This is a genomic window from Azospirillum sp. UENF 112521, from assembly GCF_058780665.1.
Map to the genome: position 1 here is coordinate 1,069,132 of NZ_JBSNCI010000003.1, position 19,574 is coordinate 1,088,705.

Genomic DNA, 19,574 nt, shown 5'->3' on the forward strand with positions numbered 1-19,574 from the left:
ATGTCTTGGGTAAAAGGGATTGGGGCAGAAAGATCGGGGCGGACGGATCAGGGGGGAACGACGGTGACGCCGCGCGGCGCGAAGCCGACACAGACGGCATCGCCGACGGACAGCGGCGCATCGACATCCGGGGTGCGCGCGAACAGCATGACCTCGCGTCCGCCCAGCGCCACGGCCACCTCATACTCCATGTGATCGCCGAGATAGGCCACAAAATGCACCCGGCCCAGCAGGCCACCGGCCGCCTCGGCGTCCGCATCGTGGCCCGCGTCATGACTCGGCGTGAGGCGGATCGCGTTGGGTCGCACCGCCAGCTCGACCGGCCCATCGGCCAGATCGCGGTGCGGCAATGTCAGTGTGGCCATCCCAATTCTCACCCGGCCCAGCGCACCGTCCCGCCCCTCCAGCAGTGCCGGAACGATGTTGGCGTCGCCGATGAAATCGGCGATGAACCGGCTGGCCGGCCGCTGGTAGAGGTCGCGCGGCGTGCCGTCCTGGGCGATCCTCCCGCCGGCCATTACGATGATGCGGTCGGACACCGCCAGCGCCTCCTCCTGGTCGTGCGTGACGTAGACCACGGTCAGCTTCAGCGACTGCTGGAGTTGCCGGATGTCCTCCCGCACCTGCCGGCGCATCTTGGCATCCAGGTTCGACAGCGGCTCGTCGAACAGCAGGACGCGCGGTTCCAGCACGATGGCGCGGGCCACGGCCACGCGCTGCTGCTGGCCGCCCGACAGCTCGCTGGGCAGGCGGCCCTCAAGCCCGGCGAGACCGACCAGGGCCAGCTTGTCGCGTGCCGCCTCCAGCGCCGCGCGCTTGGCCATGCCGCCGACCGTCAGCCCATAGGCCACATTGTCGAGGATGGTCATGTGCGGGAACAGGGCGTAGCTCTGGAACACCATGCTGACGTCGCGTTCCGCCGCGGAGCGGGCGGTGACGTTTTCGCCGCCGATCAGGATGGTGCCGGACGACGCCTGCTCCAGCCCGGCGATCATGCGCAGGGTGGTGGTCTTGCCGCAGCCCGAGGGCCCGAGCAGCGTGACCAGCGTCCCGGATTCGATGGAGAAATTCAGCTCATGCACGGCGGTGAAGGCGCCATAGCGCTTGACGACGGAACGGAACTCCACCGCCGGCCGGGCTCTGGCAGCGGCCGGCGCCGGCTCAAGGGTCGTCGTCCCGGGGGACGGGGTCCGGATATGGGTCATGCGTTGACCTTCGAGGCTGAAGTGCTGACGGGCAGGGCGGCGGTGCGGCGGCCCAGGCGGCGTTCGCCGACCAGCAACTGGATCGTCAGCAGCGCCACCACCATGATCACGATGAGGGCGGAGGAGTAGGCGATGGCGAGGCCGTATTCGCCGACCTCGGCCCGGCCGACGATGTAGGCGGTAGCGAGGTTGTATTTGGCCGTCACCAGGAAGATGACCGCGCTGACGCTGGTGATGGCGCGGACGAAGCTGTAGACCATGGCGGTGACGATTGCCGGGCGCAGCAGCGGCAGGATCACCCGGCGCAGCGTGGTGAAGGACCGCGCCCCCAGCGTCAGCGACGCCTCGTCCAGGCTCTTGTCGATCTGGCTCAGCGTGGCGATGCCGGCGCGGATGCCGACGGGCATGTTGCGGAAGACGAAGGCGATGATCAGGATCAGCCCGGTCCCCGTCAGTTCCAGCGGCGGCGTGTTGAAGGCGAGGATGTAGCTGACGCCGATCACCGTGCCGGGGATGGCGAAGCTCAGCATCGTCAGGAACTCGAACGCCCCGCGGCCGAGGAAGGACTGGCGCACCAGCAGATAGGCGGTCAGCAGCCCGAGCGCCGCCGTCAGCGGCATGGCGACCAGCGACACGCCCAGCGTCGTGAACAGCGAATCCCAGGCCGACCCGCTGAACCACCAGCCGTTCGGCCCGGTTTCGATGCCGAAGGCGGTCTGGTAATGAATCAGAGTCAGCGTGTTGTCGCGCCCCAGGCTCTTCAGGAAGCCGCCGACCAGGATGGTGCCGTAGACCAGCACGGTCAGGAGCGTCCAGGCTGCCGCGACGGCCGATGCGGCGATCCGCACCCCCGACGGCAGCGGGCTGGGCAGGCCGGCATCGCCCTTGCCGGCCACGGTGGCGTAGGACCGGCGGCCGAGCCACCGTCGCTGCGCCAGGAAGGCCGACAGGGTGAAGGACAACAGGATGATCGCCAGCACGGCGGCCCGCCCCTGGTCGTGGGCGGCACCGACCACCGCGTAGAAGATCTTGGTCGACAGCACGTCGAAATTGCCGCCGAGCACAAGCGGGTTGCCGAAGTCCGCCAGGCTTTCGATGAAGGAGATCAGGAAGGCGTTGGCGAGGCCGGGACGGATCAGCGGCAGCGTCACCGTGCGGAAGGTGATCCACGGGGTGGCGCGCAAGGTCTGCGACGCCTCCTCCAGCGTCGGGCTCACCCCTTGCAGCACGCCGACCAGCACCAGGAAGGAAATCGGCGTGAAGGCGAGGATCTGCGCCATCGCCACCCCCGGCATGCCGTAGATCCAGCGCGACCGCGGAATGTCGAACAGGGTGGACAGCAGATCGGTCACCACGCCGGCGCGGCCGAACAGCAGGATGATGGCAAGCCCGATGACGAAGGGCGGCGTGATCACCGGCAGGATCGAGGCCAGCCGCAGGGCCGCCTTGAAGCGGAAGCCGGTGCGCACCGCGATCAGCGCGAAGGCCAGCCCCGTGCCGGTGGTCAGCACCCCGACCACGCCCGCCAGGGCCAGCGTGTTCCAGGCCACCCCGCAGGTGCTGCCGGTGCCCAGCACGCAGCCGAGGCCCCAGATGCCGCTGTCGGTCAGCTTGTCGAACAGGCCGGCGACCGTCAGCCGGCCATCGTTGTCCTGGACCGCCGACAGCAGGATGGTGACCACCGGGAAGCCGACGAAGACCAGGATCGAGCCCAGCACCAGCCCGATGGAGGCGACGATGAACACGTCGCCCTTGCACCAGCCGCGCAGCGCCAAGCCATAAGCGCCCAGCACGAGGCAGACCACCGCATAGGCGGCGGCGCCCAGCCCCAGGCCCGGCTGGGTGACGGCGAGGCTTTCCAACAGCAGCCAGCCGAGACCGCCGGCCCCGGTGGCGGTCAGCCACGCCGACCGCGCCCGTTCGTCCGCCCCGCCCTTCGCCCGCAAGCCGGCCAACGCCGCCAGCAGCGGCAGGACCGACGCCAGCAGCCACGGCCGTCCCAGCAGCAGCCCCTGGATCAGCGCAGGCATTCCGTCACCGGCGGAGGGGCCGTTCTGCGGACCGGCCGGCCAAAAGACCGGCCAGACGCCGCCGATATGCCAGGGCAGGACAAGCACAGCCGCCCAGCCCGCGGCCAGCCAGAAACCGAGATGTCGTTTCATGATCGCGGGACCTATCTGGACAGGGACTTGACCTCGTGATCCCACTTGGCGAGCAGGCGGGTGCGTTCCGCGCTCGAGCCGTAGCGCGCGAAGTCGTAGGAGATCAGCTTCATCCGGTCGACGCGCGGCGATTCCGGCGGGATCTGGGCGCCGCTGTTGCTGGGAATCTGGAAATTCCTGGCCTTGGCGCCCAGCGCCTGCACCTCGGGCGTCAGCGCCCAATCGTAGAAGATTTTGGCGGTGTCGGGGTTGCGCGCACCCTTGACGAGGCTCATCGAGCCGATCTCGTAGCCTGTGCCCTCGCAGGGGGCGACGATGGCGACCGGGGCGCCGGCAATCGCCTCCACCAGCAGATCGTGCTGGAACGCGATGCCCAGCATGGTTTCGCCCTGTGCCGCCGACTTCGCCGGAGCGGCGCCGGATTTGGTGTACTGGTTGACGTTGCGGTGCAGCTTCTTCAGGTAATCGAAGGCAGCATCCTCGCCCATCAACTGCACCATCGTCGCCAGCATGGTGTAGGCGGTGCCGGACGAATTGGGATCGGCGATCTGGATTTCGTCCCGGAAATCGGGCTTGACCAGATCGGACCAGCAGGCGGGGGCCGCGATCTTGCGCTTGGCCAGCAAGTCCTTGTTATAGCCGAAGCCGAGCGCGCCCATGTAGATGCCGACCGTCCGGTAACCGGAGATTTCCGCCTGGCGGATCGCCCAGCCATACAGCCCGTCGAGTTCCGGCGACTTGTACGGCTCCGTCAGCCCCTCTTCCGCCGCCTGCAGGTGGGGATCGCCCGAGCCGCCGAACCAGATGTCGGCCTTCGGATTGGATTTCTCGGCCCGAAGCTGTGCATAGACCTCGCCCGCGCTCTTGCGGGTCATCAGCGCCTTGATGCCGGTCTTGCGCTCGAAGGAGGTCACCACCTCGCGGCACCAGTCCTCGTTGACCGAGCAGTAGACGACCACCTCCGCCGCGGCGGCCGGCGACGGTCCGGCCAGGACGGCTAGCCCCGCCGCCGCAGCGACCGCCAGCAGCATCGAGCGCAGGCGCTTCCGGCCCGCGGCCTTGGCCGGGCGTCGTGTTTTGCAATGCATGAAGTTCCTCCCTTCAAGGAAACGGACGGCTTCTTTCGGCGATGCCGGCATGGCCCGCCGCTTTGAATTGTTTATGCACGCGCGTTCATTCGTAGGTCACGCTATTTTAGATGCGAACAACTGTCAATCCCCAGACAGGCGCACCCCTCCGGAATCATGCCGAAGGCTGGAGGTGGGTGCATCAACCAGGAAATGGCTAAAAATAGCGATGTTGGCGCCATTGCTCCAGCGGGGCCGATCAAACAGCCCCCACATATGGACCAAGCCCCCGCCCCAGCCGCCATCGCCTCGAACATTTTCAGCACTGCACGCGCGTGCAATAGAATGTCGCATTCAGTGGAATTTCCGCGCGACGCATAGCGCTTGCGATCAAACGGCTTCGCCCTCAGTATCCCTTGGCAAGGATCCGGATGCGGGCAAGGGACGGGACCCCAGTGTCGTCAATGAAATCGCGGGTGACCGCCCAGCAGGTGGCCGATATGGCGGGCGTTTCACGCTCGGCGGTTTCACGCTGCTTCGGCGATGGGCTGGTGTCCGAGGAGACGCGCAAGCGCATCGTGGCGGCGTCGGAAGCGCTGGGATACCGCCCCAACGTCATCGCCCGCTCGCTGACCGGCCAGAACACCGGCCTCGTCGCCCTGCTGCTGGCCGAACTGGAGAATCCGCACACCGATCTGGTGCTGAAGAAGCTGCTGGTGGCCATCGCGGAGGCCGACAGGCGCGCCCTGGTCATCCCGGAAACGCGGCAGCACGATCTGACCAGCTCGACCATGCATGCGCTCGATTATCAGGTGGATGCCATCGTGGTGATGGGCGGGACCGTATCGGACCATGTCGTCGACCGGCTCCGCGCGCTCGACACCCCGGTGTTCCAGTTCGGCCGTCAGATCGAAGGGCTTGGCGGGGTGGCCTGCGACAACCGGCTCGGCGGGCTGATGGGGGGCCGCTTTCTGGTGCAGTCCGGCCGGCGCCGCATCGCCTACGTCACCAAGACGGCGCAGACCGACGCCAACCGGCGGCGACGGGCCGGGCTTGCCGCCGCGCTGGAGGATGCCGGCCTGCCCTTCATGGAGGAGGAGTCCGAGGACAACAGCTTCGAGGGCGGCTACAACGCGGCAACGCGGCTGTTCGCCCGCTCGGACCGCCCCGACGCGCTGTTCTGCTTCAACGACATCATCGCGCTGGGCGCCCTCCAGGCTGCCGCCACCTTCCGTTTGCGGGTGCCGGACGATGTGGCGATCCTCGGCTTCGACGACATTCCCATGGCCTCCTGGCCGGCCTTCGGCCTGAGCAGCCTGCGCCCGAACCTGGACAGCCAGGTCGGCCGGCTGATGGCGATGATCGAGGGCATCGGCAAGGGGAGCCCGCCGAACCGCGAGGTCGATCTCGTCCTGCCCGAACTGGTGGTCCGCCGAACCGCGGTTTGACGGCGGCGGCATCGGGGGGTGAACCACCGCGGCTTTGCTGGAGGCCCCGCTTCTTGAGCGGCTGGGCTCAACATGACGAAGCAGGCATCACCCGAATACGCCCCTGAAATAGCGGCCTGACTCGACACGAATGGCTTCCGGGAAACCCGGGGCGGTTCATGCGCGCTGAGCAAGCCGTCCTGCCTTCAGTCGAAGGCGTCCGCCCCGGTGGACGAGAAGGCCATCAATTCCTCGATGCAGTCGGCGACGATGCGGGACGGACGGCGGTTCGGCGGCAGCAGGAGCAGGGTGCGCGACCGGATCACCGGCTCGAACGCGCAGGTGACCAGACCGCGGCCGAGATAGGGTTCCGTGGTCAGCGGACTGACCAAGCCGCAGCCGATGCCGGCCTGCACCATGGCGCAGACCGTCGTCGAATAGGGAGTCTCCAGCACGATCTTCGGCATCACGCCGTGGGCGGCCAGCACCCCGTCCAGCCGGCGGCGCGCGGTGTCCTCCGGCGCGAGGGCGATGAAGGGCGTGCCGTGAAGGTCGGCGGGATGCAGGACCCGGCGTTGCGCCAGCGGATGGCCGGCCGGGACCGCGATCACCAGGCGCTGCTGCATGAACAGCGTCGCATCCACCCCGGTCACGTCGATCTCGTCGGCCGCCAGCCCGACGTCGAACTGGCCGGAGGCGATCAGGTCCTTCACCACCGACGACATGCGCGCCTGCACCGTGATCGACACATCGGGGTGCCGGAGTTGGAACGCGCGCAGTGCCTTGGGAAGGACGGTGGTGCTGATCGCCGACTGGCAGGCGACCCGGATTTCGCCCGAGCCGAAATCGCGGATGCGGGCGGCGGCGGCACGCAGATGGATCAGACCGGAGAAGGACGAGGACACCTCCTGGAAGAACAGGCGCGCCTCCTCCGTCGCGATCATGCGCCCCTTGGCGCGGTGGAACAGCGGAAAGCCGATTTCCCGCTCCAGCTCCTGGATCGCCTTGCTGACGGCCGGCTGCGAAATCCGCAGCACCTCGGCCGCACGCGATGCGGTGCCGTTGGTCATCACCGCGTGGAACACCTCGACCTGCCGCAGATTCATGGCACCCCCCTATAACCCAGGAGAATAGAGTAGCTGGAAATCAATATTGGACGAAATAGGCCCATTGCCATCAAATCGGGGGCGTCAGTCAAAGGACGCCTCCCATGAAAGATCTCACCCAATGCGTGGTGAATCCCTCGGTCGCCGCCGAAGGATTCGATAGCCTCAGCGTGCCCGTTCACCGTGGATCGACAATCGTCTTCGCCAATGCCGAAGGCTATGCGACGCGCGGGGACCGCGGGCACACCGGCTATACCTATGGCCTTTACGGCACCCCGACGACCCGGACGCTGGAAGCCAAGCTGACGGCGCTCGAGAACGGTGCCTGGACTTTCCTTCTCCCGTCGGGGCAGGCTGCCAACAGCTTTGCCGTCCTGCCCTTCCTGCAGGCGGGCGACAGGATGCTGATCGCCGACACCTCCTATCCGCCGGTGCGCGACTTCGCCAACCGTGATCTGGTCAGGTTCGGCATCGCGGTCGACTATTACGATCCGACCTCCGTCGCCGATCTGGAGCGGCGGATCGACGGACGCACCAAGGTCGTGTGGTGCGAATCCCCCGGCTCCACCACCATGGAGGTCCAGGACCTGCCGGCCATCGCGGCGGTGGCGCACCGCCACGGCGCGCTGGTCGGCTGCGACAACACCTGGGCCACCCCGCTGAACTTCAAGCCGCTGGACCATGGCGCCGATCTGGTGACCGAAGCGCTGACGAAATATGTCGGCGGCCATTCCGATCTGCTGATGGGGTCGCTCACCGTTCGGAGCGAGGCCCTGATCGCGCCGATCCGCAGCGCTCTCGGCCGCTACGGGATCGGCGTTTCGCCCGATGACGCCTCGCTGGTGCTGCGGGGAATGGAGACGCTCGGCGTGCGGATGCGGCAGGCGTCCGATGGGGCCATGGCCCTGGTCGAACGGCTTGCCGGCCATCCGCTGGTGGAAGAGGTGCTGTATCCGGCACTCCCCGGCTCACCCGGCCATGCGGTGTGGAAGCGCGACTTCCTCGGAGCCAGCGGCGTCTTCAGCGTCGTGTTCACGCCCGCGGCGACGCCGCATGTCTCACCGGCGCTGGACGTGCTGCGGACTTTCGCCATCGGCGCCTCCTGGGGCGGCACCCGCAGCCTGATGGCGCCGATGCCGGTCAGGCGCAACCGCACCGCCCGGCCATGGACCGGCGAGGATCTGATCCTGCGCATCAGCATCGGGCTGGAGGATCCGTCCGACCTGCACGACGACCTCACCGCCTTCCTCGACGACATCGCCGCACGGACGGCCGGGGCGCAGGCCGCCTAACGGCGACAGGATCTCAATGGCCGTCTGAAGGCGGCCGGACAACAAGCAAGACGACGAACAGGGGTTTCCCGCATGACCGAACAGACATCCGGCCGGCGCCGCGCCGCCCGCCTTGCCATTGCGACAACCACGGCAATCCTGGCCCTCGCCGCGGCGCTGCGTCCCGCAATAGCCGGCACCACGCTGGACGCCGTGAAGGCGCGCGGCAAGGTGATCTGCGCCGCCAGCTCCGGCACCATCGGCTTCAGCGCCCCGGACGACAAGGGCTATTGGCGCGGGCTGGACGTCGAGACCTGCCGCGCGGTGGCGGTCGCCGTGTTCAACGACAAGGAGAAGGCGGAATTCGTGCCGCTCAGCGGCCAGCAGCGGATTCCGGCCCTGCAGAGCGGCGAGATCGACATCCTGCCGCGCACCCTGACCTGGACGATCCAGCGCGACGGCAACGGCATCAATTTCACCACCCCCAACTATTACGAGTTCACCGGATTCCTGATGCCGAAAAACCTCGGCGTCACCAAGGTTCAGGACATGAAGGGCGCGTCGGTGTGCGTCCAGACCGGCTCGACCACCGAGGTGGTGGTGAACGACGTGTCGCGCGAGCACCAGCTCGGGCTGACGACCGTGGTCTTCGACAGCGTGTCGGCGTTGCGGCAGGCCTTCTTCTCCGGCCGCTGCGACGCGCTGATCACCGACGCGGCGGCGCTGGCCTCCATCCGCGCCACCCAGGCGAAGAACCCGGCCGACTACGTCATCTTCCCGGCCACCCCCTACATGGATGCGCTGACCCCGGCAGTGCGGCATGGCGACGACCAGTGGATGGACATCGTCACCTGGTCGTTCCAGGCGCTGACCGCGGCGGAGATGTTCGGCATCACCCAGGCCAACATCGACCAGAAGCTCGGCTCCGGCGATCCGCGCATCCGCCGCTTCCTGGGGGTGGAGCCCGGCAACGGCACGGCGATCGGGCTGGACGACAAGTTCGCCTACAACATCGTCAAGCAGATCGGGAACTATGGCGAGGTCTTCGACCGCAACCTCGGTTCCGGCAGCCCGCTGAAGATCGACCGCGGCTACAACCGCCTCTTCCGCGACGGCGGGCTGATGTTCCCGCTGGCCTTCCAGTAAGCCCCCCGCATCCGCACGGCAACCGGGAGATCGGCCCATGCTCGCCGCCCAGATCACTGCCCTTTGGGACAGCCCGCGCCTCCGGGCCTGGGCCGGCCAGGCACTTCTGCTGCTCCTCTTCGTCGGGACCCTGGTCTGGCTCGCCGCCAACACGGTGGAGAATCTGGCCGTCCGCAGCATCCGCGTCGGCTTCGACTTCCTCGCCCGCCCGGCCAACTTTCCGATCTCGGAAAGCGTGGTTCCCTACAGCCCGATGGACAGCTTCGCCTGGGCCTATGTGGTCGGGATCGGCAACACCCTGATGATCTCGGCGATGGCGATCCTGGCCGCCACCCTGCTCGGCCTGTTCGTCGGGCTGGCCCGGCGGGCCAGGCACCCGATGCTGTCGGGCGTGGCCGGGGTCTTCGTCACGGCGGTCCGCAACACGCCGCTGATCGTGCAGCTGCTGTTCTGGTACGCGCTCGCCACCACGGCCCTGCCGGCGCCGCGCAACGCGCTGCACCCCCTGCCCTACGTCTATCTGTCGCAGCGCGGCCTCTATCTGCCGGGCATCGACTGGAGCGGCAACGGCTGGGGCTTCGCGGCGGGGACGGCTGCCATCCTCGTGGCCGCGGCGGTGCTGGTCCGGCGGCTGCGCCGGCAAGGCCGGACGGCCCCTGCCCTGCCCGCCATCGCAGCGGCGGCGGCCGCTATCCTGCTCCTCGCCTGGACGACCGGCATTGGCGCCGCTGCTAGCCTGCCGGAACTGCGCGGGTTCAACTTCGCCGGCGGGATGCGGCTGTCGCCGGAATTCGCGGCGCTGATGGTCGGGCTGGTGCTCTACACCGCGGCCTTCATCGGCGAGATCATCCGCGGCGGCATCGACGCCGTCGGCCGCGGCCAGTGGGAGGCCGGGCGGGCGCTCGGCCTCAGCGAGCGGCAGACGCTGATGCGGATCGTCATGCCGCAGGCCTTGCGGGTCATCATCCCGCCGCTGACCACGCAATATCTCTCGACGGTCAAGAATTCCACCCTGGCGCTTGCCGTCGGCTTCCCGGAGCTGGGGCTGGTGATCGGCACTGTCATCAACCAGACCGGCCAGGCGCTGGAAAGCATCGCCATCCTGCTCGCCGTCTACCTGACCATCGGCGCCGCCGTCTCGCTGCTGATGAACTGGTGCAACGCCAGAACCGCGCTGGTCACGCGATGATTGTCACGCGATGAGTCGGCCGATGGGAGAGTTTCCGATCATGACCATGACCACCGCCATTCCCGCCGCGGCGGCGGACGCACCGCCGAAGCGCCGCCGCACCCCGATCCTGCAAATCCTGTTCGGCGACCTGCTCGCGGCCGGCTTGACCGTGATGACCGGCGCCCTCGTCCTGGCGCTCTTGCCGGCGCTGCGCTGGGGCGTGCTGGATGCCGTGTGGAGCACGGCCGATCCCGGCCGCTGCGGTGCCGGCGGTGCCTGCTGGGCCTTCGTCGCCGCCAAGATCCGCTTCATCCTGTTCGGCGTCTATCCCGCCGACGAGCAGTGGCGGCCGCTGGCCGTGATCGGTCTGGTTTTGGCGATGGTGCTGGTGTCGCTGCCGCCCCGCCATTGGGGGCGCCGCCTGCTGACGGCCTGGGGGGTGGCAATCGGCGCGATGCTGGCGCTGATGTGGGGCGGCTTCGCCGGCCTGCCCTTCGTCTCCACCGCCAACTGGGGCGGCCTGCCGGTCACGCTGCTGCTGGCGATCCTCTCGCTGGGGATGGGCTTTCCCATCGCCGTCACGCTGGCGCTCGGCCGCCGCTCCAAGGTGCCGGTCCCGCGCTTCCTGTCGGTGCTGGTGATCGAGACCATCCGCGGCATGCCGCTGGTCGGGCTGCTCTTCATCTCCTCGATCATGATGCCGCTGCTGCTGCCGGCCGGCTGGTCGGTCGACAAGCTGGGCCGCACGCTGGCCGCCCTGACCATCTTCGCCGCCGCCTATCTGGCGGAGGTGATCCGCGGCGGCCTGCAGGGCGTCCCCGGCGGACAGATGGAGGCCGCCCGCGCGCTCGGCATCCCGGTGTGGAAGGCGGTGTGGCATGTGGTGCTGCCCCAGGCGATCCAGAAGGTCATCCCGCCGCTGACCAACACCGCCATCGTCATGGTCAAGAACACCAGCCTGGTGCTGATCGTCGGCGTCTTCGACATGCTGAGCGCCGCGCGCACCGCCGCATCCGACCCCGTCTGGCCGGCTCCCTATTCGGAAAGCTACCTGTTCGTGGGGGCGGTCTATTTCCTCATCTGCTTCGCCATCTCTCTCTACGCCCGCTGGCTGGAAGGCCGCGTCCAGGACAAGGATCTGCGCTGATGACCTCCCCCATGCCCGTCCACTCCCCTGCCCCTGCCCCTGCCGCCGCAAGCCCCGCCATCCTTATCGAGGCGGTCGACAAATGGTACGGCACCTTCCAGGTTCTCTCGAAGGTCGACCTGACCGTGGCGGCGGGAGAACGCATCGTCGTCTGCGGCCCGTCCGGGTCCGGCAAATCGACGCTGATCCGCTGCATCAACCGGTTGGAGGAGCATCAGGCCGGCCGCATCGCCGTCAACGGGGTGGAGCTGACCGACAGCGTGCGCAACATCGACGCCGTCCGCCGCGGCGTCGGCATGGTGTTCCAGCACTTCAACCTGTTCCCCCATCTGTCGATCCTCGACAACTGCGCCCTGCCGCAGATGCTGGCGCGCGGCACTCCGCGCCGGGAGGCCGAGGACAGGGCGATGCATCTGCTGCAGCGCGTCCGCATCGCCGAGCAGGCGGCGAAATTCCCCGGCCAGCTTTCCGGGGGGCAACAGCAGCGGGTGGCCATCGCCCGCGCCCTGTGCATGGAGCCGCAGGTGATGCTGTTCGACGAGCCGACCTCGGCGCTCGATCCGGAGATGGTGAAGGAGGTGCTGGAGACCATGGTGTCGCTGGCCGAGGACGGCATGACCATGATCGTGGTGACGCACGAGATGGGCTTCGCCCGCCGCGTCGCCGACCGGGTGGTCTTCATGGATGCGGGACGGATCGTCGAATGCGCCGGGCCCGACGAGTTTTTCGACGCCCCGCGTCACGAACGGACCCGCAGTTTCCTGCACCAGATCCTCCATTGATCGGCCTTCTATCGGGCATCGACGGAGGTGTGGACAGGCCGCCCGGCCACTGCCGAAGGGCGTGACCGGACGGAGCGGCGCGGGTGCCGGGCGGTATGCCGGCTTCCCTCAAGGAAACCCCCTGCTTCGCTTTCACCCCACCGGTTTCATCCCACCAATTTCACCAGACGAAGCGCAGGCCGGCATAGACGGCGCGGCCGTAGCCGGGATTGAACAGGGCCGACCCGGCACTGGCCGTTTCCGCCGTGATCGTGGACGAGATGTAGCGCTTGTCCAGCAGGTTCCGTCCCTCCAGATAGCCGGACAGACCCGAACCCTGGTCGAAGCCGATCTTGGCGTTCATCAACCCATACGGATCGACCTTGAGGGTGTTGGCATTGTCGGCATAGAAGCTCTTCGGCATCCAGTCGACGCTGGGGCCCGCATAGAAGCCGCTCGGGTGCTTGTAGAGCAGTTCGGCGCGGACGGACTGCGGCGGCACGCCGGGCAGACTGTTGCCGTGATAGGTCGCACCGTCGAAGAAGAAGTCGTTGTAGCTGTAGGTCAGGTTGAGCCAGGTGCGGTCCTCCTGGGCGGCGAGCGCCTTCAGGATGGCGACGCCGAACCCCAACTCCACCCCCTGATGCACCGTCTTGTCGGCATTGCGGACGGTGCAGGTGCTGTAGGGCGAGGTGGTGACGCATTGCAGCTCGTTGCGGAGTTCTGACCGGTAGAGCGCCAAATCCCAGGTGACGTCGGCCCTGCGGCCTCGCGTGCCGATCTCGTAGGTGGTTGCCGTCTGGGCATTGAGGGTCGAACTGGCCGGGGTCGCGAAACTGTTGGCGTCGAAGGTCGGAACCTCCGCGCTGCGCGAGATGTTGCCGAACACCTGCCAATCCGGATCGACCTCCCACAGAACCCCGACCTTGGGGCTCCAGAGATTGTAGCTGCGGCGGCCCGACTGGTCGCCGTCGGTCAGGAACCGGTCTTTCCGATCACGCACGGCATGCAGGAACTGGACGCCGGCAACCAGGGCGACTTTCGGCAGGACATAGAAGGAGTTCTCCGCATAGGCCGAATAATTCTCGGCCTTGTCCCGCGTCGAGAAGGCCAGCGCGCCCTTGACCGCTCCGCTCAGATTATTGAATTCCTTGTAGTCGATCGTGCCGTTGAGGGCGTTCGCCCCGACGGCGAGGCGGTTCCGGAAGCCGCCGACGGTCCGGTCGTCGGTGGCGCTGACGAAGCCGCCATAGTCGTTCACGGTGTAATCGAGATAGCGGTAGATCGGATGATCGACATGGCGGCGGTGGTTGAAGACGCCGAACTCCACCTCGGTGCCGTCGAAATGCAGCGTGGTCTTGTTGGCGATCCTGATCGAATCGATGTTGCGCTGCTGGTCCTGGCGCACGAATTCCGGATCCGCCGACTTCGGTGCGTTCAACGCCGCGCTCTTGGTCAGCTCTCCGGGAAGGCGTTGCCTCCAGCTGTTTGCGTTCAGATAGAAGCGGGTCTCGGCATCCGGCGACAGCCGATAGCCCAGATTGACGCTGCCGCGCCCCATATGGCCCTCGCTGTGGTCGCGATAGCCGTCCTCGCGCTGGACCGACAGGTTGGCGAAGTAATCGAAGGCCCCGGAGGCGCCGCCCGTGCTGGACTGCCCCTTCAGGAAACCGAAGCTCCCCGTATCGATGCGGCCGTCGAACAGCGAGGCGTCGCGGCCGGTCGGGGTGACGAAATTGACGGCGCCGCCAAGCGCGTTGCCGCCGTAGCGCAGGGCGTTGGCGCCCTTGTAGACCTCGACATAGCGGTAGGCGCTCGGATCGATCTCGAACACATCGAACAGGCCGTCGGACGTGTTGATCGGGATGCCGTCCATAAAGAGGTTGACGCCACGATTGCCGTAGTTGCGCGTCAGCCCCGAACCGCGGATCGACACCCGGTTGTCGATGTTGGACTTGGGCTGCGTCACCACACCCGGCACCCAGCCGAGAACGTCCCTGATCGTGTTCGCCGTACCGTTCTTGAAAGCCGTGTCGGGCACCAGTTCGACAGCGCCGGGAGTCAGCCGGATCCGCTGGTCCGCATCTTCCGTTGTCGGCACGGTGAGAGAGCTGGCGGAGGTTCCCGTCACGGTGACCGGCGGCAGCAGCGTCGGAGACACGGCATCCTGCGCGAACGCCGCCGGCGCCGCGCTCACCATCAGCGCGGCCAGCAGGGCCGGATGGCAGGTACGCCGCGGGCATGGTCTTGACATCGAGGTTCTCCAGGGTGGCGCAGAGGAGCCGCCGGCTCCGCTCTGCGGTGTCGGTGCGATTGGGATTTTCAGTGGAAGCCGCCGGCAAACCGGCGGATCGGCGCAATGCGATCAGCGCAATGCGGGCGCCGGGCCGAGGTGGCGGGCCAGCGCCTTCGCCGGATCCAGCCGCTCGCGGCCGGTCAGGAAGGCACCGACCGTTTCCGACCGGCCATGGCTGGTCAGGCGCAGGCATGGGCCGCCGGGTTGACCGTGTTCGACGGTCAGCCGCAGCCAGCCGGTCTGCCATTCGCTGGATGTGCGCCGCCCTGCCCCGTCGATGCGTTCGACCAGGGTGCGGTCCGGCCAGACGCGGATACGCTTGGACTGCCGCCGGCGCCGTGCATCGCCGATCACCGACCAGATGGCGAAGGCAAGGACGATCAGGGAATAGAGCGCCATCGGCCACGCCCCGAGGCACAGCCAGGCGAACAGGGTGATTGCGGAATAGGCGGTCAGAACGGCAACGAAGATGAGGCGGCCATTGCGGGTGCCGCCGTCATTGGAGGTGGCAACGGCGTCGAACAGCGGTTCGTCCGTCTTCGCCGCGCGAGCAGGCGGGACGACGGATGCGAACACGGGTACGACGGCCGCGTCCCCGAAACAGGCGTCGGGCATGCGGAGGCTCCGGTCAATCGGTCATGGTGCGGCAACGGCGGGTCTGAAAACCCACCGATGCCGAAGACGGATCAACCGTTGGCCGGCGGCGCCCGGGCTTGAAGGGAGGACAGGAACCATCCGGCGGCGATGCGGCGTCCGGGCAGGAACTCGGGCCCATGCCGGACATATCCGACGGTCACCGGAAGCAGGCCGAGCGGCGGCATCGCCAGACCGCCGACCAGGGGGCACAAGGGGCAGGAGCCATCGGCAACGGCCGCATCGGAAGGGGCGCCGTCCGGGTCGGCCGGTACGCTGTGATCGTCCAGAGCAACGGTCTTGAAGCCGTCCGCCGTACAGATCACGATCCGGCTGGCTTCGGCCGCGTTGGCGGATGCGATCATGGCCGGCATCCAGGCCCAGGCGACGATCTGCAACAGCAGCGCGATCGCACCGGCCGCAAGGCCGGCCCGTCGCGCGGGTCGCAGTCTCTCCTGGGTCGCGCTCATGCCGGTCCGTGAGTCCGTCCGTTGCGGGTGCGGCACAATAGCCGAAGAGCCGCATCGAGGATAAGCGTCATTTTCCCAAAGGTTGCATGTCAGGGACGGGAACCCGTGCGACGAAGCGGCCCTTGACGCCATCCGGCCAGTCCCGATACGCGACGACACCGCTGTCGGTCCCACGATAGGCCAGCAGATAGCCGACGAGCGCCTCGACGGCCGACCGCTCGGGAGCCAAGTCGCCGAGGACATATCCCATGCGCCCCGGCGAGCGGATGTGGACGGCGCAGGGCCGGCGGCAGCTCATCAGGCAGCGCATGGTGCCGACACGGACATCGTCGGCCCCGGCGGATGCGAGAACCCCTTCGAGCAGGGCCGCGAACATCGCTCCGGTCCACCCGGCCTCCGGGTCCACCCCCGGTCCTGTGCCGGGCTGGCGGCAGGTTTCACAGACGATCACGTCGACGGTCATGGTTGGTCAGTCTCCGGATTGAATCATGGTTGGGCATTGGGGAAGCACCACCGGGGTGCCGGCGGCCTGTGTCACGGCGAAGGGCACGCCATAGGCCTCGCGCAGCAGGAAGGGCGTCAGAACGGTCGCCACGTCTCCCGCGATCACGCGAAGGTCCGGCATCAGCAGGACGAGATCGTCGCAGCAGCGGGCGGCCAGCGACAGGTCGTGGAGCACGACGACGGCGGCACGGTGCCGCTCGACCGCTTCGACCCGCAGCAGCATCATGAGGCGGAATTGGTGGCCGGGATCGAGGGCTGCCGTCGGCTCGTCGGCGAGGAGCACCGGGGCGTCCGTCGCCAGGACCCGCGCCGCGTTCGGGATGGCCCAGAGCCTCGGCGACCGTCGCCGTCACCGTCTCGATGTCCTCGAACCGCTCGACCAGCGGGATGCGCACCACCCGCACACCGAACCGCTCCAGCAGTTCCACGGTCTTGTGGGCGCTCCAGCCATTGGCGAGGACCACCCCGACGCCGAGCGACAGGTAGGCCTCGGCACTCGGCCGGATCTGCCGGAAGGGACCCGCCTCGCCGGCCAGCAGCGACAGCCAGGGGTCGGCGGCCTGCGGCGCCGGGGCAGCGATCTGGCCGGGATCGGCAAGCACCAGAAGATACTGGTCGCCGTACACGGCGGCCGACGCCGCCCGCGGACCGGTGGCAACGGCAATCCCAACCGGGGTGGCCGCGCTCAGAAGGCAGGCCGCTGTCAGGCGGAGGGTCAGCCGCCGCACCGGAACCCCCTTCCGCTGCGGTCGAGCGGATCGGGCATCAGCCCGAGATAGCGCTCACGGAACCGGTCCCACATCGACAGGCGGCTCCAGTCCGGCTCCTTCAGGATGCGGTCGTTCTCGCCAAGGAAGGGGTTGGGAAAGAACAGCGTCATCTGCTGGTCTCCCGTGCCGTTGAACAGCCGCAGGCCCCAGCTCCGCGGTGCGCCGTCGGCCCCCAGGACACGGTACATCTCGGCCCGCGCGGTCCGGCGGATGCGGGCAAGCTCCGGATCGACCGGGTTGCGCGGCGTGCCTTGCTATCGAAGCCGCCATATTCTCCCCCGACCTGTCCAGCGAGCGGACCGGACGGACGGCGGGTGACGATGTCGACGCCGTCGATGAAGACGCGGGTGTTGCGCGGCCCCGGTCCGCGCAGCCTCACGGTCTGGACACCGCCCGGCGCCTGCCGGCCCGACAGGCTGGGGCCGGGAACAAGCCCCAGCGCATCGTCGAGACGGCGGATCTGCTGACGTTCGATCTCCTCGCCGCCGATCACCCTGGTGGCGATGGTCGCCGGCTCTTGCGGCACGGCCACATCCTTCGGCGCCATGATCTCCAGAGGGGCAAGGTGAAGGTTGTCCGCCGAAACGATGGGCGCTCCAGCCACAACCCCGAGACCGGCCCCCAAACAGGCCGGGGCGAACCGAAGGTGGAAATACTTGATGGAACGGCTTGTCTGCATGCTCTGCCACGTCCTGCCACAGGCATGGAGGCGCGTTCGGACAAGCGATGCGGCCGCAAAGCCGCCCGTCCGGGACCACACATCCATGCCGGCCCCGGAGACCGGAGCCGTTGAACGGGCGTTGCCGAACGGACGCCACGACGCGAAGCCCCGCGCCTGGAGAACCATTCAGCTGCGACTTGCTTCAGGGAGGATCGATCTTCCCGGACTCCGGCCGCGGCAACGCCAATGGACGCGTCACCACGACGGGTTTCCGCACCTTCGACACACCCCGATCGAAGGCAGAGTGACGCTGTCGGAGGCAGGTCTCCTGGCTCGCGGGTCGTCATCCGGCACCGCCTTCCCGACCGGGATCCTGGGATCTCCGATCAGTGGCTTTTCGGCGCCGACTCGCCGCTCACAGTTGCGGGGACAGCCACGGCTTGCATCAGGCTTTGACACCTGTCGCTTCCGTCGTTCCCTTTTAATCTCCCGGCTTGCGCCTGGGAGAACCACCGACAATGCCTCCGGTGATAGAGGCAGGCCATACGCCTGTCAATGGCGTCGAGCCGTTCCGGCCTTCGCGATGCTGCGGCATTTCCGATCGGCGTGCGCTCCGAGGCTCCCGGGAGAAAGCCTGAAGCAGCAAAGCCCGCAGCAGCGTCTTCGCTGCGTTCATCCGTGCCCCCATCGCCCTCTTTTCGGCCGCCTCCTTCGCCAAGTGGGAGAATCATGACCAGCCGCCATGACACAGCGCGTTCTCCGCGTCCTGCTAACGCATGGTGTAGGACCACGGCTCCGGCAAAAGATGATAGCCATCACGCCGCTGTACGACATGCGCAAACCCGGGGAAGTCAATGTGGGAACCGGCGATGAGAGTTCTCCTCGAAGAAACCTCCTGGAAGAGGTTTTTTCTAGTCTCCGCGGCGAGCGCCTGATCACAGTCGAATGTGAGCGTCACATCCGGTCTGGAAATCTGTATTTCGGGAATATGAATTGTGTCGCCCCAAATCAGGAGCTCTTCCCCCTTCGATGAGATCGTGAAGCCGGAATGCCCGGGTGTGTGCCCCAGCAAGGGCTTCGACAGGACACCTGGGAATACTTCGGTCCGACCTTCGAAAGCTTGAACGACGTCTTTATAAGGGGTGACCTGCTCGCGAGCGGTGTCGAAGAAGAAGCGGCGGTCCTGGTCGCTTGCCTTGGCCATCTCGACATCATCGAACCAGTGAACCAACTCGTTCCGGTGGACCGCAAGTCTGGCATTCGCGAAGATGCGACGCCCGTCTGCCACGTCCGTCAGGCCCGCTGAATGATCTGGATGGATGTGCGTCAGAAGTATTGCATCGATTTCATCGCTCCTGATGCCGATGGCGCTGAGGTTTCGCTGAAGCTGTCCGGCGGTCGGGCCGAAATAGGGGCCGCAGCCGGTGTCGATCAAGGCGATCTGTCCTTCCGAGTGCACGAGGTAGCAATTGATCGATGCCCGTCTGACCGGACGAAGCTTTTCCTCGAACAAAAGCAAAGCTTCAGAAGGATCGATATTCCTCAAAGGTTCAATACCTGCATCGGCATATCCGTCGGAAATCGCGGTTACGACGATATCACCGATTGCGCGATGATAGATTCCAGGAACCTGACCAAGCGGCTTTCGCGACATCATTTCCTCCTGCCATAATTTGAATTGCTCAGAACATGTTTTTGCTGTGCAAAGCGGGATTCCAGGGTCAGCAATCCCGCCAACCCTGGATTGTTACAGAGCTTCAAGCGCTGATGCTTTCCG

General features: G+C 67.2%; 18 protein-coding genes and 1 riboswitch. Of the genes, 6 read left to right on the top strand and 12 right to left on the bottom strand.

Annotated elements, in window-relative coordinates:
• Positions 1-47: 47 nt before the first annotated feature.
• From ACWPN8_RS20445 to ACWPN8_RS20455, 3 genes are read right to left on the bottom strand one after another with little or no spacing between them, the layout of a single operon-like run.
• Complete coding sequence (locus ACWPN8_RS20445) at positions 48-1,205, bottom strand: ABC transporter ATP-binding protein (protein ID WP_492242055.1); 1,158 nt, start codon at positions 1,203-1,205, stop codon at positions 48-50.
• Positions 1,202-3,367, bottom strand: coding sequence for an ABC transporter permease (locus tag ACWPN8_RS20450; RefSeq protein ID WP_492242056.1), 2,166 nt, complete (start codon positions 3,365-3,367; stop codon positions 1,202-1,204). Before ACWPN8_RS20450 ends, ACWPN8_RS20445 begins: the two co-directional genes overlap by 4 nt.
• Positions 3,368-3,378: 11 nt before the next feature.
• Positions 3,379-4,455, bottom strand: coding sequence for an ABC transporter substrate-binding protein (locus ACWPN8_RS20455; RefSeq protein WP_492242057.1), 1,077 nt, complete (start codon positions 4,453-4,455; stop codon positions 3,379-3,381).
• Positions 4,456-4,910: 455 nt separating this feature from the next.
• Here ACWPN8_RS20455 and ACWPN8_RS20460 point away from each other — a divergent pair, with 455 nt between their 5' ends.
• Entirely contained in the window at positions 4,911-5,882 is a 972-nt protein-coding gene (locus tag ACWPN8_RS20460) for a LacI family DNA-binding transcriptional regulator (protein ID WP_158285444.1), read from the top strand.
• 185 nt (positions 5,883-6,067) lie between these two features.
• Here ACWPN8_RS20460 and ACWPN8_RS20465 read toward each other — a convergent pair whose 3' ends face one another.
• On the bottom strand, positions 6,068-6,967 hold the full coding sequence (locus ACWPN8_RS20465) for a LysR substrate-binding domain-containing protein (protein ID WP_492242058.1): 900 nt from the start codon (positions 6,965-6,967) through the stop codon (positions 6,068-6,070).
• Positions 6,968-7,071: 104 nt separating this feature from the next.
• Between ACWPN8_RS20465 and ACWPN8_RS20470 the strand changes: the two genes are divergently transcribed.
• From ACWPN8_RS20470 to ACWPN8_RS20490, 5 genes are all read left to right on the top strand, one after another.
• Positions 7,072-8,259, top strand: coding sequence for a trans-sulfuration enzyme family protein (locus tag ACWPN8_RS20470; protein WP_492242059.1), 1,188 nt, complete (start codon positions 7,072-7,074; stop codon positions 8,257-8,259).
• 72 nt (positions 8,260-8,331) lie between these two features.
• Positions 8,332-9,384 carry an amino acid ABC transporter substrate-binding protein gene (locus tag ACWPN8_RS20475; RefSeq protein WP_492242060.1) on the top strand — a complete coding sequence of 351 codons (1,053 nt, stop codon included), beginning with the start codon at positions 8,332-8,334 and terminating at the stop codon, positions 9,382-9,384.
• A 37-nt stretch (positions 9,385-9,421) separates the two neighbouring features.
• Positions 9,422-10,573 (top strand): amino acid ABC transporter permease, encoded by a 1,152-nt coding sequence (locus ACWPN8_RS20480; RefSeq protein ID WP_492242061.1) that lies wholly within the window; start codon positions 9,422-9,424, stop codon positions 10,571-10,573.
• 40 nt (positions 10,574-10,613) lie between these two features.
• Positions 10,614-11,702 carry an amino acid ABC transporter permease gene (locus ACWPN8_RS20485; protein ID WP_492242062.1) on the top strand — a complete coding sequence of 363 codons (1,089 nt, stop codon included), beginning with the start codon at positions 10,614-10,616 and terminating at the stop codon, positions 11,700-11,702.
• The gene (locus tag ACWPN8_RS20490; RefSeq protein WP_492242063.1) at positions 11,702-12,484 is read left to right on the top strand and encodes an amino acid ABC transporter ATP-binding protein; all 783 of its coding nucleotides are present in this window, start codon (positions 11,702-11,704) and stop codon (positions 12,482-12,484) included. Before ACWPN8_RS20485 ends, ACWPN8_RS20490 begins: the two co-directional genes overlap by 1 nt.
• Positions 12,485-12,644: 160 nt before the next feature.
• Here ACWPN8_RS20490 and ACWPN8_RS20495 read toward each other — a convergent pair whose 3' ends face one another.
• The 8 genes from ACWPN8_RS20495 to ACWPN8_RS20530 form a co-directional block, all read right to left on the bottom strand.
• Positions 12,645-14,717 (bottom strand): TonB-dependent receptor family protein, encoded by a 2,073-nt coding sequence (locus ACWPN8_RS20495; protein ID WP_492242064.1) that lies wholly within the window; start codon positions 14,715-14,717, stop codon positions 12,645-12,647.
• 111 nt (positions 14,718-14,828) lie between these two features.
• Positions 14,829-15,374 (bottom strand): DUF2244 domain-containing protein, encoded by a 546-nt coding sequence (locus ACWPN8_RS20500; RefSeq protein WP_492242065.1) that lies wholly within the window; start codon positions 15,372-15,374, stop codon positions 14,829-14,831.
• Positions 15,375-15,445: 71 nt separating this feature from the next.
• Positions 15,446-15,862, bottom strand: coding sequence for a DUF2946 family protein (locus tag ACWPN8_RS20505; RefSeq protein WP_492242066.1), 417 nt, complete (start codon positions 15,860-15,862; stop codon positions 15,446-15,448).
• Between the two features lie 67 nt (positions 15,863-15,929).
• Positions 15,930-16,325 (bottom strand): DUF1636 domain-containing protein, encoded by a 396-nt coding sequence (locus ACWPN8_RS20510; protein ID WP_492242067.1) that lies wholly within the window; start codon positions 16,323-16,325, stop codon positions 15,930-15,932.
• A gap of 6 nt (positions 16,326-16,331) precedes the next feature.
• On the bottom strand, positions 16,332-16,649 hold the full coding sequence (locus tag ACWPN8_RS20515; protein WP_492242068.1) for an ATP-binding cassette domain-containing protein: 318 nt from the start codon (positions 16,647-16,649) through the stop codon (positions 16,332-16,334).
• Positions 16,650-17,081: 432 nt separating this feature from the next.
• Positions 17,082-17,348: a DUF7676 family protein gene (locus ACWPN8_RS20520; RefSeq protein WP_492242105.1), complete on the bottom strand. Its 267-nt coding sequence runs from the start codon at positions 17,346-17,348 to the stop codon at positions 17,082-17,084.
• Complete coding sequence (locus tag ACWPN8_RS20525) at positions 17,243-17,683, bottom strand: TonB-dependent receptor plug domain-containing protein (RefSeq protein WP_492242069.1); 441 nt, start codon at positions 17,681-17,683, stop codon at positions 17,243-17,245. Before ACWPN8_RS20525 ends, ACWPN8_RS20520 begins: the two co-directional genes overlap by 106 nt.
• Positions 17,684-18,098: 415 nt before the next feature.
• A riboswitch (cobalamin riboswitch) is annotated at positions 18,099-18,326 on the bottom strand.
• 240 nt (positions 18,327-18,566) lie between these two features.
• Entirely contained in the window at positions 18,567-19,454 is an 888-nt protein-coding gene (locus tag ACWPN8_RS20530; RefSeq protein ID WP_492242070.1) for an MBL fold metallo-hydrolase, read from the bottom strand.
• Positions 19,455-19,574: the final 120 nt, after the last annotated feature.

Coding starts and splice junctions, on each gene's coding strand:
- ACWPN8_RS20445 (WP_492242055.1), bottom strand. CDS start 1,205: ATGACCCATATCCGGACCCCGTCCCCCGGGACGACGACCCTTGAGCCG.
- ACWPN8_RS20450 (WP_492242056.1), bottom strand. CDS start 3,367: ATGAAACGACATCTCGGTTTCTGGCTGGCCGCGGGCTGGGCGGCTGTG.
- ACWPN8_RS20455 (WP_492242057.1), bottom strand. CDS start 4,455: ATGCATTGCAAAACACGACGCCCGGCCAAGGCCGCGGGCCGGAAGCGC.
- ACWPN8_RS20465 (WP_492242058.1), bottom strand. CDS start 6,967: ATGAATCTGCGGCAGGTCGAGGTGTTCCACGCGGTGATGACCAACGGC.
- ACWPN8_RS20470 (WP_492242059.1), top strand. CDS start 7,072: ATGAAAGATCTCACCCAATGCGTGGTGAATCCCTCGGTCGCCGCCGAA.
- ACWPN8_RS20475 (WP_492242060.1), top strand. CDS start 8,332: ATGACCGAACAGACATCCGGCCGGCGCCGCGCCGCCCGCCTTGCCATT.
- ACWPN8_RS20480 (WP_492242061.1), top strand. CDS start 9,422: ATGCTCGCCGCCCAGATCACTGCCCTTTGGGACAGCCCGCGCCTCCGG.
- ACWPN8_RS20485 (WP_492242062.1), top strand. CDS start 10,614: ATGACCATGACCACCGCCATTCCCGCCGCGGCGGCGGACGCACCGCCG.
- ACWPN8_RS20490 (WP_492242063.1), top strand. CDS start 11,702: ATGACCTCCCCCATGCCCGTCCACTCCCCTGCCCCTGCCCCTGCCGCC.
- ACWPN8_RS20495 (WP_492242064.1), bottom strand. CDS start 14,717: ATGTCAAGACCATGCCCGCGGCGTACCTGCCATCCGGCCCTGCTGGCC.
- ACWPN8_RS20500 (WP_492242065.1), bottom strand. CDS start 15,374: ATGCCCGACGCCTGTTTCGGGGACGCGGCCGTCGTACCCGTGTTCGCA.
- ACWPN8_RS20505 (WP_492242066.1), bottom strand. CDS start 15,862: ATGAGCGCGACCCAGGAGAGACTGCGACCCGCGCGACGGGCCGGCCTT.
- ACWPN8_RS20510 (WP_492242067.1), bottom strand. CDS start 16,325: ATGACCGTCGACGTGATCGTCTGTGAAACCTGCCGCCAGCCCGGCACA.
- ACWPN8_RS20525 (WP_492242069.1), bottom strand. CDS start 17,683: ATGGCGCCGAAGGATGTGGCCGTGCCGCAAGAGCCGGCGACCATCGCC.
- ACWPN8_RS20530 (WP_492242070.1), bottom strand. CDS start 19,454: ATGATGTCGCGAAAGCCGCTTGGTCAGGTTCCTGGAATCTATCATCGC.